General features: G+C 61.6%; 10 protein-coding genes. 4 read left to right on the top strand and 6 right to left on the bottom strand.

Annotation, left to right across the window (positions count from 1 at the left end; genetic code table 11):
- Positions 1-23: 23 nt before the first annotated feature.
- Positions 24-1418: a Si-specific NAD(P)(+) transhydrogenase gene (sthA, locus tag KVQ74_RS13340; RefSeq protein ID WP_065260713.1), complete on the bottom strand. Its 1395-nt coding sequence runs from the start codon at positions 1416-1418 to the stop codon at positions 24-26.
- Positions 1419-1615: 197 nt separating this feature from the next.
- The gene (locus tag KVQ74_RS13335) at positions 1616-2602 is read right to left on the bottom strand and encodes an FAD:protein FMN transferase (RefSeq protein WP_225929996.1); all 987 of its coding nucleotides are present in this window, start codon (positions 2600-2602) and stop codon (positions 1616-1618) included.
- 137 nt (positions 2603-2739) lie between these two features.
- Between KVQ74_RS13335 and tcuC the strand changes: the two genes are divergently transcribed.
- Positions 2740-4041 carry an MFS transporter gene (gene tcuC, locus KVQ74_RS13330; protein ID WP_217831556.1) on the top strand — a complete coding sequence of 434 codons (1302 nt, stop codon included), beginning with the start codon at positions 2740-2742 and terminating at the stop codon, positions 4039-4041.
- A 94-nt stretch (positions 4042-4135) separates the two neighbouring features.
- On the opposite strand, the gene KVQ74_RS13325 is transcribed toward tcuC, so the two are convergent.
- Entirely contained in the window at positions 4136-5599 is a 1464-nt protein-coding gene (locus tag KVQ74_RS13325) for a glyceraldehyde-3-phosphate dehydrogenase (RefSeq protein ID WP_217831555.1), read from the bottom strand.
- Positions 5600-5953: 354 nt separating this feature from the next.
- On the opposite strand from KVQ74_RS13325, the gene mfd reads away from it, so the two are divergent.
- Genes mfd through KVQ74_RS13310 form a run of 3 tightly spaced genes read left to right on the top strand, consistent with a single transcriptional unit; the run spans position 5954 to position 12697 of the window.
- Positions 5954-9403: a transcription-repair coupling factor gene (gene mfd, locus KVQ74_RS13320; protein ID WP_217831554.1), complete on the top strand. Its 3450-nt coding sequence runs from the start codon at positions 5954-5956 to the stop codon at positions 9401-9403.
- Between the two features lie 10 nt (positions 9404-9413).
- A complete protein-coding gene (locus KVQ74_RS13315) occupies positions 9414-9995 on the top strand; it encodes a CsiV family protein (protein WP_217831553.1) in 582 nt (193 codons plus the stop codon).
- Positions 9996-10006: 11 nt separating this feature from the next.
- Positions 10007-12697: a DEAD/DEAH box helicase gene (locus tag KVQ74_RS13310; protein WP_217831552.1), complete on the top strand. Its 2691-nt coding sequence runs from the start codon at positions 10007-10009 to the stop codon at positions 12695-12697.
- A 113-nt stretch (positions 12698-12810) separates the two neighbouring features.
- Here KVQ74_RS13310 and KVQ74_RS13305 read toward each other — a convergent pair whose 3' ends face one another.
- The 3 genes from KVQ74_RS13305 to KVQ74_RS13295 form a co-directional block, all read right to left on the bottom strand.
- Positions 12811-13548 (bottom strand): S-methyl-5'-thioinosine phosphorylase, encoded by a 738-nt coding sequence (locus KVQ74_RS13305; protein ID WP_217831551.1) that lies wholly within the window; start codon positions 13546-13548, stop codon positions 12811-12813.
- Positions 13549-13560: 12 nt separating this feature from the next.
- Positions 13561-14571, bottom strand: a complete 1011-nt coding sequence (gene nagZ / locus KVQ74_RS13300; RefSeq protein ID WP_225929995.1) for a beta-N-acetylhexosaminidase — start codon at positions 14569-14571, stop codon at positions 13561-13563.
- 158 nt (positions 14572-14729) lie between these two features.
- Positions 14730-15437, bottom strand: coding sequence for a TetR/AcrR family transcriptional regulator (locus tag KVQ74_RS13295; RefSeq protein WP_217831550.1), 708 nt, complete (start codon positions 15435-15437; stop codon positions 14730-14732).
- Between the last annotated feature and the right edge of the window lie 27 nt (positions 15438-15464).

Raw genomic sequence — 15464 nt, 5'->3', positions numbered from 1 at the left:
CTCAGGCCACCGGCCGGAGCCGCTCAAAAAAGCCGGTTGAGGCCGTCATACGCCGCTACCCGATAGGCTTCGGCCATGGTCGGGTAGTTGAACGTGGTGTTGACGAAATACTTCAGGGTATTCAGCTCACCCGGCTGGTTCATGATCGCCTGACCGATGTGGACGATCTCCGACGCCTGATAACCGAAGCAATGCACGCCCAGCACTTGCAGGGTCTCGCGGTGGAACAGGATCTTCAGCATGCCTTGCGGCTCGCCGGCGATCTGCGCCCGCGCCATGCTCTTGAAGAACGCCTTGCCCACTTCGTACGGGACCTTGGCCTGGGTCAGCTCCTGCTCGTTCTTGCCGATCGAGCTGATCTCAGGAATGGTGTAGATGCCGGTCGGCACGTCATTGACGAAGCGCCAGCTGCCATTGTCGACGATGCTGCCGGCGGCCGAACGACCTTGGTCGTGGGCGGCACTGGCCAGGCTCGGCCAGCCGATCACGTCACCGGCACCGTAGATGTTCTGCACGCAGGTGCGGTAGTTCTCGTCGACTTCGATCTGGCCCCGGCTGTTGACCTTGACGCCGATGTTTTCCAGACCCAACTGGTCGGTGTTGCCGGTCCGGCCGTTGCACCAGAGCAAGGCGTCGGCCTTGATTTTCTTGCCGGACTTGAGGTGCAGGATCACGCCGTTGTCCACGCCTTCGACGCGGTCATATTCTTCGTTGTGGCGCACGGTGATGTTGTTGTTGCTGAAGTGGTAGCTCAACGCCTGGGAGATTTCCGAGTCGAGGAAGCTCAGCAACTGGCCACGGTTGTCCACCAGTTCAACCAGCACACCCAGGCCGCTGAAGATCGAGGCGTATTCGCAACCGATCACGCCGGCGCCGTAAACGATCAGTTTGCGCGGGGTGTGGCCGAGGCTGAGGATGGTGTCGCTATCGTAGATGCGCGGGTGGTGGAAATCGATGTCGGCCGGACGATACGGGCGCGAGCCGGTGGCGATGATGATGTGCTTGGCCACCAGTTTCTCGACCACACCGTTGGCGCAGACCACTTCGATGGTTTGCTCGTCGGCGAAGCTGCCAGTGCCGAAGAACACGTCGACGCGGTTACGGGCATAGTAACCGGTACGCGAGGCGACTTGCTTGGAGATGACCTTCTCGGCGCTTTTCAGCACGTCCGGGAACGAGAACCAGCGCGGCTCACCAATGGCCCGGAACATCGGGTTGGTGTTGAACTGCATGATCTGCCGCACCGAATGACGCAGTGCCTTGGACGGGATGGTGCCCAGGTGGGTGCAGTTACCGCCGACCTGGCGACGGCTGTCGACCATCGCCACCTTGCGCCCTGCTTTGGCGGCGTTCATTGCCGCGCCTTCTCCCGCCGGGCCGGAACCCAGCACCACCACGTCGTAGTTGTAGACAGCCATGCGTACTCCTCAGAACAGGCCGCGATGCCAGCAGCACCGGCGGCTAAATCACGCCGAACGACGGCGCGAAGGAACAATTGGGGGCCAGTGAAGAACCCGGACACAGTCTATAGAAGCGTCAACGCCGCGCACATTAACCCTTGGTCGCGTCGTAGGCTACTTTTGCCTGCACTGGAACGCCAGTTTTCGTATTGTCCTCAGTCAGTTTTTCCACCACTGAGGCGCTCGAAAGCCTGACTGGTGCGTGTGACGAAACCTGTATCGGCACGAATCACAAAGAATGCACCAATGTCGTGTTTTTCGGCATAGTCCCACGCCGCTTCGGGACCGAGAATCAGCAACAGCGTCGATAGTCCATCGGCCATCAACGCTGAAGGATGAATTACCGTGACCGACGCCAGGTTATGCAGGACGGGGGCGCCGCTGCGGGCATCGAAGGTGTGGGAATAACGCCGGCCATCCTGCTGAAAATAGTTGCGGTAGTCGCCGGAGGTGGAGACGCCATAGCCATCGACGCTGATGATGCGCTCGGCGACCTGCTGATCGTCTCGTGGCTCTTCCAGCGCGATACGCCAGGGCGAGCCATCCAGCTTCTTGCCAGAGGCCTTGAGCTCGCCAGTGGCCTCGGCAAGGTAGTCATGGATGCCCATCGCTTCGAGCCGGGCGGCAATGGTGTCGACGGCATAACCGGCGGCGATGCTGTTGAAATCGACCTCGACCGCCGCATCCTTGCACAATTGATCGCCTTCGATGCGCAGGTGCCGGTAACCGACCCGTTGCCGGGTTTCGGCCAGTGCCGCAGGACTCGGGACTTTTTCTTCGCGCCCTTGCGGGCCGAAGCCCCAAAGGTTCATCAGCGGTTCGACGGTCAGGTCGTAGGCGCCTTCGCTTTGCTCTGACAGCTGCTCGCCGACGCGAATCAATTCGAGCACCGGGGCCGGCATGGTCTGACAACGATTGGCCGGTAAGGCGTTAAAACGCTCGATATCCGAGTCGCTGCGATAAGTCGACATTTGCCGATCCACTTCGCCGAGGATCGCTTCCACTTCACTGCGCACTTGTTCGGCGTCAGCCAGACCGGCGTGGCGCACGTACTTGATCGAGTAAGTGCTGCCCATGGTCGGCCCGCCGAAGCTTTCCATGGCATCGCCGTTACCGCAGCCAGGCAAAGTCACCATCAGCATCACAATTGCCGCTAACCGTCCAGTTAACAATTCTTCATCTCCCCGCAAAACCGCGCCCGCCATTATGAATACAGCGCCCGCTCGCTCCCATACGAATGCAACGCCTTTATACAAAACTCAAAAGTGAGTAACTAAAAATGTCCTCGACCACGGGCAAAGGCAAAGCGATTTTTCGCGTTGTCAGCGGCAACTTTCTCGAAATGTTCGACTTCATGGTCTACGGCTTCTACGCCACGGCCATCGCCAAGACGTTCTTCCCGGCCGACAGCGCCTTCGCTTCCCTGATGCTCTCACTGGCGACCTTCGGCGCCGGTTTCCTGATGCGTCCGCTGGGAGCGATCTTCCTCGGTGCCTATATCGACCGCCATGGCCGTCGACAAGGCCTGATCATCACGCTGGCGCTGATGGCGGCCGGGACGGTGCTGATTGCCTGCGTTCCGGGATACGCCACCCTCGGCGTCGCCGCTCCGCTGCTGGTACTGCTCGGCCGGTTGCTGCAAGGCTTTTCCGCTGGCGTGGAACTGGGCGGCGTGTCGGTGTATCTGGCGGAAATCTCCACACCGGGCCGCAAGGGCTTTTTCGTCAGTTGGCAATCCGCAAGCCAGCAGGCGGCCGTGGTCTTCGCCGGCCTGCTTGGCGTGGGCCTGAACCACTGGCTGAGTCCGGAACAAATGGGTGACTGGGGCTGGCGCGTACCGTTTCTGGTCGGCTGCATGATCGTCCCGGCGATCTTCATGATTCGTCGCTCACTGGAGGAAACCCCAGAGTTTCAGGCGCGCAAACACCGCCCTACCCTACGGGAAATCGTCCGCTCCATCGGCCAGAATTTCGGCATCGTCATCGCCGGCATGGCGCTGGTGGTGATGACCACGGTGTCGTTCTACCTGATCACTGCCTACACGCCGACCTTCGGCAAGGCGGAACTGCACCTGTCCGACTTCGATGCCTTGCTGGTAACCGTGTGCATCGGCCTGTCGAACTTCTTCTGGCTGCCGGTCATGGGGTCAGTGTCTGACAGGATCGGCCGCAAACCCCTGCTGCTGGCGGCGACGATTCTGGCGATTCTCACCGCGTATCCGGCGCTGTCGTGGCTGGTGGCGAACCCGAGTTTCAGCCATCTGCTGATCGTCGAACTGTGGCTGTCGTTCCTGTACGGTTCGTACAACGGGGCGATGGTGGTGGCGCTGACCGAGATCATGCCGGTGGAAGTTCGTACGACCGGGTTCTCTCTGGCCTACAGCCTGGCGACCGCGACGTTCGGCGGCTTCACGCCAGCGGCCTGCACCTATCTGATTCATGTGCTGGACAACAAGGCTGCGCCGGGGATCTGGCTCAGCGGCGCGGCAGTGCTGGGGCTGATCGCGACGCTGGTGCTGTTCCGTGGCAACAAACATGAATTGCGCACGGCGCAGGCGGCTGTACCTGGCGGCGCCCGCTAGGACGCCTTCGCGGGCACGGACAACAAAGACCCAACGGATACACAAACAAAAACGCCCCGACCAGAGTCGGGGCGTTTTCATTTGCGGCTAAGGCTTAGCGCGGGAACGCTGGCGGGTTTACACCGGCCATGTCTTCCATCACGCGGATCACCTGGCAGCTGTAACCGAACTCGTTGTCGTACCAGACGTACAGAACAACGCGGTTATCCTGAGTGATGGTCGCTTCAGCGTCCACAACGCCTGCGTGGCGCGAGCCAACGAAGTCGGTGGAAACCACTTCCTGCGAATTGACGAAGTCGATCTGCTTGTGCAGCTCGGAGTGCAGCGCCATGTAGCGCAGGTACTCGTTCATCTCTTCACGGGTGGCGGCTTTCTCAAGGTTCAGGTTGAGAATGGCCATCGAGACGTTCGGCGTCGGAACGCGGATCGCGTTACCGGTCAGCTTGCCGGCCAGCTCAGGCAGGGCCTTGGCAGCAGCGGTGGCAGCACCGGTCTCGGTGATGACCATGTTCAGCGCGGCGCTGCGGCCACGGCGATCACCCTTGTGGAAGTTGTCGATCAGGTTCTGGTCGTTGGTGTACGAGTGAACGGTTTCGACGTGACCGTTGACGATGCCGAACTTGTCATTCACAGCCTTCAGCACCGGCACGATGGCGTTGGTGGTGCAGGAAGCGGCGGACACGATCTTGTCGTCAGCGGTGATTTCACCGTGGTTGATACCGTGAACGATGTTCTTCAGCTTGCCCTTGCCAGGCGCAGTCAGAACAACGCGGTCGATACCCGGGCACTGCAGGTGCTGACCCAGGCCATCGGCGTCACGCCATACACCGGTGTTGTCCACCAGCAGCGCGTCTTTGATGCCGTACTGGGTGTAATCCACCTCGGTCGGGTTCTTCGCGTAGATCACCTGGATCAGGTTACCGTTGGCGGTGATGGTGTTGTTTTCTTCGTCGATGGTGATGGTGCCGTTGAACGAACCATGTACCGAATCGCGGCGCAGCAGGCTGGCGCGCTTGGTCAGGTCGTTTTCGGCGCCCTTGCGCACCACGATGGCACGCAGACGCAGACCGTCGCCACCACCGGTTTTCTCGATCAGGATGCGCGCCAGCAGACGGCCGATACGACCGAAGCCGTACAGAACAACGTCGGTGCCTTTGCGGGCCGAAGCGTTTTGCTGGCCAACCACGTCAGCCATTTCTTCACGAACGAATTGCTCGGCGGTGCGGCCGTTGCCTTCGTTGCGGAATTTGAACGCCAACTTGCCCAGATCCACCGAAGCCGCGCCGAGCTTGAGCTCGCTCATGGCCTTGAGCAGTGGGAATGTTTCGTGGACGGAGAGTTCGCTATCGTCGGCAGAACGATGGCGAGCAAAGCGATGAGCTTTGAGAATCGCGATGACAGACTGGTTGATCAGGCTGCGGCCATAGATCGAGCTCACCACGTTGTTATTGCGGTAGAGCTGACCGATAAGCGGAATCATCGCTTCTGCGAGTGCTTCACGGTCGATCCATTCACCAAGACACTGGTCGGGCTTCTGAGTCACGGTAACCTTCCACATGTAGGGGCAGAAAAAAGGGGCTACATTATGCCGCCCAGATCCTCCTGTAGCAATGCGCGCTTGTCGCGCAATCGGTAACAAAACGCCGGTAAAAAAATTTGCGCCCCGCGCCAGCCCAGTAAAACCGGGGCCTCCAGCGCAGTCAATTTTCCGACGACTGTTAGACGATGTCTGTAACCCTCCGTAACACCACCAACTTTCGGCACTACATAACCGCAAAAAAAGTGCTCGTTTTTATGGTTACCACTACATTTCGCCCAAACCACGAAGATAGACACAGTCTGCAACTGACAGGCGGCACCGGACGCCGCTACAATTACCGACTTTGTCGCAAAGCCTGGAGCTCAACCTTCCGTGCCTGTTCTGCGTCTACCGCTTCTCCCTGCCGCGGCAGGTAAACAGCACTGGGGCAATCTGCCCGGTGCCGCCCTGAGCCTGGCGATTGCCGAGGCTGCCAGCGCTGCCAAGCGCTTCACCCTGCTACTGACCGCCGACAGCCAGAGCGCCGAACGGCTGGAACAGGAGCTGAGTTTCTTCGCCCCGGATTTGCCCGTACTGCATTTCCCCGACTGGGAAACCCTGCCGTACGACCTGTTCTCGCCGCACCAGGACATCATCTCCCAGCGCATCGCCAGCCTTTATAGACTGCCGGAGCTGGAACACGGCGTGCTGGTGGTGCCGATCACGACCGCCCTGCATCGTCTGGCACCGACCAAATTCCTGCTCGGCAGCAGCCTGGTGCTGGATGTCGGCCAGAAGCTCGATGTCGAACAGATGCGCACGCGGCTCGAGGCCAGCGGCTATCGCTACGTCGACACCGTCTACGAGCATGGCGAGTTCACCGTGCGCGGCGCGCTGATCGACCTGTTCCCGATGGGCAGCAAACTGCCCTACCGCATCGACCTGTTCGACGACGAAATCGAAACCCTGCGCACCTTCGATCCGGAAAACCAGCGGTCCATCGACAAGGTCGATTCGGTCAAGTTGCTGCCGGCCAAGGAATTCCCGCTGCAAAAGGAAGCGGTCACCCGCTTCAAGGCACGCTTTCGCGAACGCTTCGATGTCGACTTCCGTCGCTGCCCGATCTTCCAGGACCTGAGCAGCGGCATCACACCGGCCGGCATCGAGTACTACCTGCCGCTGTTCTTCGAAGAAACCTCGACCCTGTTCGATTACCTGCCCCAGGACACTCAGGTGTTCTCGCTGCCGGGTATCGAGCAGGCGGCGGAAAACTTCTGGAACGACGTGCGCAATCGTTATGAAGAACGCCGCGTCGACCCATCCCGTCCTTTATTGCCGCCGGCCGAACTGTTCCTGCCGGTGGAAGACTGCTTCGCCCGCCTCAAGAGCTGGCCGCGCGTGGTCGCCAGCCAGCAGGACGTGGAAACCGGGATCGGCCGCGAGCGCTTCCCGGCCCAGGCGCTGCCGAATCTGGCGATTGAAGCCAAGGCCACACAACCCCTGGCCGCGCTCTCGGCATTCCTCGACGAGTTCCCCGGGCGAGTGCTGTTCACCGCCGAATCCGCCGGCCGCCGCGAGGTGCTGCTGGAGCTGCTGGAACGCCTGAAGCTGCGACCGAAAACCGTCGAGAGCTGGCCGGACTTCGTCGCTGGCAAGGAGCGCCTGGCAATCACCATCGCCCCGCTCGATGAAGGCCTGATGCTCGACAACCCGGCGCTGGCGCTGGTGGCGGAAAGCCCGCTGTTCGGCCAGCGCGTGATGCAGCGTCGCCGTCGCGAAAAACGCGCCGATGCCAACAACGACGCCGTCATCAAGAACCTCACCGAACTGCGCGAAGGCGCGCCGGTGGTGCATATCGACCATGGGGTCGGCCGCTACCTGGGCCTGACGATCCTCGAGATCGACAATCAAGCCGCCGAATTCCTCACCCTGGAATACGCCGAGGGCGCAAAGCTCTATGTGCCGGTGGCCAACCTGCACCTGATCGCCCGCTACACTGGCAGCGACGACGCCCTCGCCCCGCTGCACCGCCTCGGCTCCGAGACCTGGCAGAAAGCCAAGCGCAAGGCTGCCGAACAGGTGCGCGACGTGGCCGCCGAACTGCTCGACATCTATGCCCGTCGCGCGGCTCGCGAGGGTTACGCCTTCGCCGACCCGAAAGCCGATTACGCGACCTTCAGCGCCGGCTTCCCGTTCGAGGAAACCCCGGACCAGCAAGCCACCATCGAAGCCGTGCGCGAAGACATGCTCGCGCCCAAGCCGATGGATCGCCTGGTCTGTGGCGACGTCGGCTTCGGCAAGACCGAAGTGGCGATGCGCGCCGCGTTCATTGCCGTACACGGCGGCAAACAAGTGGCGATCCTGGTGCCGACCACCCTGCTCGCCCAGCAGCATTACAACAGCTTCCGCGATCGTTTCGCCGACTGGCCGGTGGCCGTGGAAGTGATGAGCCGCTTCAAGTCGGCCAAGGAAGTGAACGCCGCGGTCGCCGATCTGGCGGAAGGCAAGATCGACATCGTGATCGGCACGCACAAGCTGCTGTCCGACGACGTGAAGATCAAAAACCTCGGACTGGTCATCATCGACGAGGAACACCGCTTCGGTGTCCGTCAGAAGGAACAGCTCAAGGCCCTGCGCAGTGAAGTCGACATCCTTACGCTGACCGCCACGCCGATTCCGCGCACGCTGAACATGGCGGTGTCGGGCATGCGCGACCTGTCGATCATCGCCACGCCGCCGGCACGACGCCTGTCGGTGCGCACCTTCGTCATGGAGCAGAACAAGAGCACGGTCAAGGAAGCGCTGCTGCGTGAGTTGCTGCGCGGCGGTCAGGTCTACTACCTGCACAACGACGTGAAGACCATCGAGAAGTGCGCCGCCGACCTGGCCGAACTGGTGCCGGAAGCGCGGATCGGCATCGGCCACGGGCAGATGCGCGAGCGCGAACTCGAACAGGTGATGAGCGACTTCTACCACAAGCGCTTCAACGTGCTGATTGCCTCGACCATCATCGAGACCGGCATCGACGTGCCGAGCGCCAACACCATCATCATCGAGCGCGCCGACAAGTTCGGCCTGGCGCAGCTGCACCAGTTGCGCGGACGCGTCGGCCGCAGTCACCACCAGGCCTACGCCTATCTGCTGACGCCGCCGCGCCAGCAAATCACCGCCGATGCGGAAAAGCGCCTGGAGGCGATTGCCAACACCCAGGACCTTGGCGCGGGCTTCGTGCTGGCGACCAACGACCTGGAAATCCGGGGCGCCGGCGAACTGCTCGGCGATGGCCAGAGCGGGCAGATCCAGGCCGTGGGCTTCACCCTTTATATGGAAATGCTCGAACGCGCGGTCAAGTCGATCCGCAAGGGCGAGCAGCCGAACCTCGACCAACCGCTCGGCGGCGGCCCGGAGGTCAATCTGCGGGTGCCGGCGCTGATTCCGGAAGACTATCTGCCGGACGTTCACGCCCGACTGATCCTCTACAAGCGCATCGCCTCGGCCACCGACGAAGAGGGCCTGAAAGACCTGCAAGTGGAGATGATCGACCGCTTCGGCCTGCTGCCGGAACCGACCAAGAACCTGGTGCGGATCACCGCGCTGAAATTGCAGGCCGAACAGCTGGGCATCAAAAAAGTCGACGGCGGCCCGCAGGGCGGACGCATCGAGTTCGCCGCGCAGACACCGGTCGACCCGCTGACCCTGATCAAACTGATCCAGGGCCAGCCCAAACGCTACAAATTCGAAGGCGCCACGATGTTCAAGTTCATGGTGCCGATGGAGCGCCCGGAAGAGCGCTTTAATACTGTGGAGGCGCTGTTCGAGCGCCTCATCCCGAAAACTGCTTGAAGGACGCCGCATGCGCCTGTTTCGTTCACCAACCCTGTTGATGACCTCGCTCTTGATGACGCTGCTGGCCCCCACGGCATTTGCCGATGACACGTATCAGGTCGAAATGATTCTGGTCCGCCAGAACGCGGTGCCGGCGATTGTCAGCCGTGCCGCACCGGAAGACTGGGCCGCTGGCGCCCAGCGCCTCGGCGATGAAACCAGACGCACCCCGGCACTGGGCGACGTCGCGGCGAAGCTGACCGCCAGCGGCGAGTACAGCGTATTGATGCACAAGGCCTGGCAACAGACCCTGGGCGAGGCGCCAGCAAAGGTCGCAGTCAGCGAGGGCCAGGAGCAGTTCGGGCAATACCCGATCGAAGGCACCCTGGAAATGCAGCTCGGGCGCTTTACCGACGTGAACGCCGACTTCTGGGTCAATCAGATAGATGGCAACGGCATGGTCACCGCCAGCGAACGGCTGAAACAGGAAAGCCACACCAAGAATGGCCAGCTCAACTACCTCGACAACGGCCACCTGGCCCTGCTGATCAAGATCACTTCCCTGACGGCGCCCGCGCCACGGGAAGCGCCTGAAGTCGTTCCGGACTGATCGCAGTCGTTATGTCCGCGTCTCTGAGCAAACCGCTGGCACCCTCCTGGGTCAGCCGATTCAAGGAACAGAGCCTGGAGCGTGGCCGCCGCTACGCTCTGGAAAACCGGGTACGCATCGTTCAGGTTGGCGACGCCACCATCACCGCCAGTTGCGAAGGCTCTGGCGGCAACGTCTATCGCCAGACGATTCGCCTGCGCGAGTCGGCCAAAGGCACGCTGCTGATGGTCGACGCGACCTGTACCTGCCCTGTTCACAGCAACTGCAAACACTGTGCAGCCGTATTGCTGCAAGTGCAGGAAACCCTCGAATACCCCGCCGCCGCCAAGGACGCCGAACTGCTGGAGAAACTCCAGGCCGTGCTGGAAAACCGCAGCCCCAAAGCGCCGCCGCAAGTGCTGGTGGACAACGTCCAGCCAATGCCGCGCCTGTGGCTGGCGAGCGTCGAGTTCAGCGCCTTCGAGCCACGCAACGGCAAAATGCAGCGCTACATCCAGCATCGCGCGGCACTGTCTTTCAGCTATCTCGACGAATACGTCAGCGGGCAGAAAAACAGCGACATCCTGATTCGCCAGGAAACCCAGACCCTGCGCATCAAGCGTCATCCGGACGTCGAGCAGACGTATCGCGAGCAACTGCGCATCCTCGGTTTCCGCATCGCCACCCGGCAGAGCAAGGCCTTGCCGGAAAGCGCCGGCGAGCTGTACGAGATGGTCAATGACAGCGCCTGGCTGACCTTTACCCTCAATGACTTGCCGAAGCTGCGCACCCAGGGCTGGGAATTGCAGATCGACGACGAGTTCGGTTTCGACCTGACCGCCGTCGACGACTGGTACGCCACCGTCGAGCAGACGCCGGAACGCGACTGGTTCGACCTGGAACTGGGGATCATCGTCAACGGCGAGCGCCTGAGCCTGCTGCCGATTCTGCTCAACCTGATGCGCTCGCACACCGAGATTCTTGTCCCCGAGCGCCTCGCCCGCCGGCGCGACGATGAGCTGATCCTGGTCAACATTCCGCAACGCAACAGCGAACACGGGCCGTTGCAGGTGGCGCTGCCTCTGGGTCGGTTGAAACCGGTGCTGGCGACCCTCGGCAACTTCTACCTGCAAGAGCCGGGCGAAACCACTTTGCGTCTGAGCAAGGCCGACGCCACCCGACTCAATGCACTGGAAGGCATTCCCTTGCTGTGGGAGGGCGGCGACCAGATTCGCAGCCTCGCCCAGCGCCTGCGCGATATTCGCAGCTACAACGCCAAGGCGCCAAAAGGCCTGAACGCGACACTGCGCCCTTATCAGCTCGAAGGGCTGAGCTGGATGCAATCGCTGCGGGAACTCGAAGTCGGCGGGATTCTCGCGGACGACATGGGCCTGGGCAAAACCCTACAGACCCTGGCGCACATTCTCAGCGAGAAAAACGCCGGACGCCTGGATCGTCCGTGCATGGTGGTGATGCCCACCAGCCTGATTCCGAACTGGCTCGACGAAGCAGCGCACTTCACCCCGCAACTCAAGGTGGTTGCGCTGTACGGTCCCAGTCGCAAAAAACACTTCGAACATCTGGCCGACTACGATCTGATCCTCACTACTTATGCGTTGCTGCCCAAGGATGTCGAACGTCTGGCGCAGCAACCGTTGCATGTGCTGGTGCTGGACGAAGCGCAATACATCAAGAACCCCAACAGTAAGGCGGCGCAGGCCGCGCGCGAACTCAACGCTCGCCAGCGTCTGTGCCTGAGCGGAACGCCGCTGGAAAACCACTTGGGCGAATTGTGGTCGCTGTTTCACTTCCTGCTGCCCGGCTGGCTCGGCGACGTCAAAAGCTTCAATGCCTCTTACCGCGTGCCGATTGAAAAACACGCCAGCGAAGTCAGGCTTCAGCACCTTAACGGCCGGATCAAGCCATTCCTGTTGCGCCGCACCAAGGAACAGGTGGCAACCGAGTTGCCGCCGAAAACCGAGATCATCCACTGGGTCGAACTCAACGAAGCCCAGCGCGACGTGTACGAAACCATGCGTCTGGCGATGGACAAGAAAGTCCGCGACGAGATCACCCGCAAGGGCGTGGCACGCAGCCAGATCATCATTCTCGAGGCGCTGCTCAAGCTGCGTCAGGTCTGCTGCGATCTGCGCCTGGTCAACGACGCTCCCCTGCCCGCTCGTGGCAGCACCTCGGGCAAACTCGACAGCCTGATGGAGATGCTGGAAGAGTTGTTCGAGGAAGGTCGGCGGATTCTGCTGTTTTCGCAGTTCACGTCGATGCTGGCCCTGATCGAAGACGAACTGAAAAAACGCAACGTCGCCTACGCCCTGCTGACCGGGCAGACCCGTGACCGGCGCACGCCAGTGAAGGAATTCCAGAGCGGCAAGCGTCAGATCTTTCTGATCAGCCTGAAGGCCGGCGGCGTTGGCTTGAACCTCACCGAAGCGGATACGGTGATTCACTACGACCCGTGGTGGAACCCGGCCACCGAGAATCAGGCCACCGACCGCGCCTACCGAATCGGCCAGGAGAAGCCGGTATTCGTCTACAAGATGATTGCCCGAGGCACGGTGGAAGAGAAGATTCAGCACCTGCAAAAGGAAAAGTCCGACCTGGCGGCGGGCGTGCTGGATGGGCGCAAGGCCGGAGACTGGAAACTGCAGAACGACGATATCGACGCGTTGTTTGCGCCGTTGCCGGACAAGTTCGACAAGCGCTGAATCTCAGCGCTTGTCAGATCTCATTCGCGAGCAAGCCCGCTGCCACAGGCGTCATACAAAACCTGTGGCAGCGGGCTTGCTCACGAAAGGGGCAACTCAATTCAAAACCGGACTCAGCCCTTGAGCACCCGCGCCAGCGTCGATTTCACCTTGCCCATCCCGTCATGCAAGGCCTGCTCGATCTCGGCCATGGTGATCACCGCCGTGGTCTTGCCCGCGGCCGGGTTCACCACCAACGACAGGCAGGCGTAATCCAGCTCCAGCTCACGGGCCAGCGCCGCTTCCGGCATGCCGGTCATGCCGACGATGTCGCAACCGTCACGCTCCAGGCGCACGATCTCGGCCACCGTTTCCAGGCGCGGCCCCTGGGTGCAGGCGTAGACGCCTTGATCGCTGTACTCGCAGCCTTCGGCGGCCAGCGCGGCGATCAGTTGCTGACGCAGCGGCTCGCTGTAGGGAAAGCTGAAGTCGATATGCGTGACATGTTCCAGGTCATCGGCGAAATAGGTGTGTTCGCGACCGCTGGTGTAGTCCACGATCTGATGTGGCACACAGAAATGCCCGGTGCCCATTGCAGGATGAATCCCGCCCACGGCGTTGACCGCGATAATCGCCTCGGCCCCGGCCTGCTTCAACGCCCATAGATTGGCGCGGTAGTTGACCTTGTGCGGCGGGAAGCGGTGCGGATGGCCGTGACGGGCGAGGAACAGCACTTCCTTGCCGGCGTATTCGCCAATCTGCACGTCGGCCGATGGCGCGCCGTAGGGCGTGTCCACCGCCAGTGACTGACGAATGCTCAAGCCTTCGAGCTGGGTCAGGCCGGTGCCACCGATGATTGCGTAAACCGTCATAGCGAAAAATCCTTAATCAATCAGTTGAGCGTCTTTGAGCGCGCCGACAGCGGCCAGCCAGCGTGGATCCTGACGGTATTCGGTATTGGCGAACGCCTGCCCGCGCATCCGCGCGATACGCGCCGACGGCTTGACCTTCAGGCGCTGTGCAGCGCTCAGGGCGAGCTCGGCGGCGGCGCGATCGTTACACACCAGGCCCATGTCGCAACCGGCCGTCAGCGCCGCTTCGATACGACTGGCCGCATCGCCGACCACATGAGCACCGGCCATCGACAAGTCATCACTGAAGATCACGCCATCGAACTGCAACTCGCCACGCAGAATGTCCTGCAACCAGCGACGGGAGAAACCGGCAGGTTGTGCGTCGACTTGCGGATAGATCACATGGGCCGGCATGACCGCCGCCAATTGCTTGCTCAATCTGGCGAACGGCACCAGGTCATTGGCGCGGATCTGGTCGAGACTGCGCTCGTCGTTGGGGATCGCGACGTGAGAGTCAGCCTCTGCCCAGCCATGACCGGGGAAATGCTTGCCGGTGGCCGCCATGCCGGCTGCGTTCATGCCACGAATGAAGGCCCCGGCGAGCAACGCGGCGCGTTCGGGATCACCTTCGAACGAGCGGGTGCCGACCACGGCGCTGCGCTGGTAATCCAGATCCAGCACCGGCGCGAAACTGAGGTCGAGGCCGACCGCCAACACTTCGGTGGCCATGATCCAGCCACATTGTTCGGCCAGGTATTCCGCATTCGGATTGTCGGCAATCGCGCGCATGGCCGGCAGACGCACGAAACCCTGACGCAGGCGCTGCACGCGACCGCCCTCCTGATCCACCGCCAGCAGCAGATCCGGACGGATGGCGCGGATCGCTGCGCTCAGCTCGCGAACCTGGCGTGGATGCTCGATGTTGCGGGCAAAAATGATCAGGCCGCCCACTTCGGGCTGGCGCAACAGTTGGCGATCTTCAGCCGTCAGCCAGGTACCGGCGACGTCCACCATCAACGAGCCTTGCAGGCCTGCAGTCATAGAGATTCCTTTAAAACGAAAAACCCGTCGCACACGAAAACGCCGCCGGGATTATCCCAGGCGGCGATTTCAATGGAGACGGGTTCAGAACGAGAGTCGGCATGGGCGGCTAGCTTAGCGGATGTCAGCTGCCGCGCCCACCCGGATATCGCAGTCGATCAGGCCTTGGCAACCGCCGGTGCGGTCTTGCTGCGCGGGCGCAACTGAGCGGTGGCCATGGCATCGTCAGTGACGCCGGTTTCGGCACGCATGCCGGCGGCCAGGAACGGCACCATCAGGCGCATGACCTGCTCGATGGATGTGTTGACGCCGAAATCGGTCTCGGCAATCGCGCGCAAGGCCTTGATCCCGGACATGCTGAATGCTGCCGCACCGAGCATGAAGTGAACACGCCAGAACAATTCGATGGGAGGAATGCGCGGAGCGGCTTCGTTGACCAGCAACATGTAGCGGCGGAAAACCTTGCCGTACATGTCTTCCAGATAACGCCGCAGGTGACCCTGACTCTGGCTGAAGGCCAGACCGAGCAAGCGCATGAAGATCGACAAGTCGTTGCCGCTGCGCGGTTGCACGACCAATGCCTGCTCGACCAGGATCTCCAGCAACTCTTCCAGGGTCGGCTTGTTTTCGGGCTTGGCCTGACGCCGCTCAAGCTCTTTATCGAGGCTGATGCAGAACGGCCCGAGAAAACGCGAGAAAACCGCCTGGATCAGCGCCTTTTTTGAGCCGAAGTGATAGTTGACCGCCGCCAGGTTGACCCCGGCCTTGCTGGTGATCAAACGCAACGAGGTTTCGGCGAAACCTTTCTCCGCGAACAACTGCTCGGCAGCATCAAGAATGCGTTCAACGGTTTCCGACTGGGCCATGGCTACTCCGCCTGACAAACACTTGTT

The organism is Pseudomonas botevensis (assembly GCF_019145475.1).
GTDB classification, from domain to species: domain Bacteria; phylum Pseudomonadota; class Gammaproteobacteria; order Pseudomonadales; family Pseudomonadaceae; genus Aquipseudomonas; species Aquipseudomonas botevensis.
The sequence above is the reverse complement of the archived record's forward strand: the minus strand, read 5'-3'. Positions and strand labels throughout refer to the sequence as shown.

Coding starts and splice junctions, on each gene's coding strand:
- KVQ74_RS13305 (WP_217831551.1), bottom strand. CDS start 13,548: ATGACGGTTTACGCAATCATCGGTGGCACCGGCCTGACCCAGCTCGAA.
- KVQ74_RS13335 (WP_225929996.1), bottom strand. CDS start 2,602: ATGCTGATGGTGACTTTGCCTGGCTGCGGTAACGGCGATGCCATGGAA.
- KVQ74_RS13295 (WP_217831550.1), bottom strand. CDS start 15,437: ATGGCCCAGTCGGAAACCGTTGAACGCATTCTTGATGCTGCCGAGCAG.
- KVQ74_RS13315 (WP_217831553.1), top strand. CDS start 9,414: ATGCGCCTGTTTCGTTCACCAACCCTGTTGATGACCTCGCTCTTGATG.
- nagZ (WP_225929995.1), bottom strand. CDS start 14,571: ATGACTGCAGGCCTGCAAGGCTCGTTGATGGTGGACGTCGCCGGTACC.
- KVQ74_RS13310 (WP_217831552.1), top strand. CDS start 10,007: ATGTCCGCGTCTCTGAGCAAACCGCTGGCACCCTCCTGGGTCAGCCGA.
- tcuC (WP_217831556.1), top strand. CDS start 2,740: ATGTCCTCGACCACGGGCAAAGGCAAAGCGATTTTTCGCGTTGTCAGC.
- KVQ74_RS13325 (WP_217831555.1), bottom strand. CDS start 5,599: ATGTGGAAGGTTACCGTGACTCAGAAGCCCGACCAGTGTCTTGGTGAA.
- sthA (WP_065260713.1), bottom strand. CDS start 1,418: ATGGCTGTCTACAACTACGACGTGGTGGTGCTGGGTTCCGGCCCGGCG.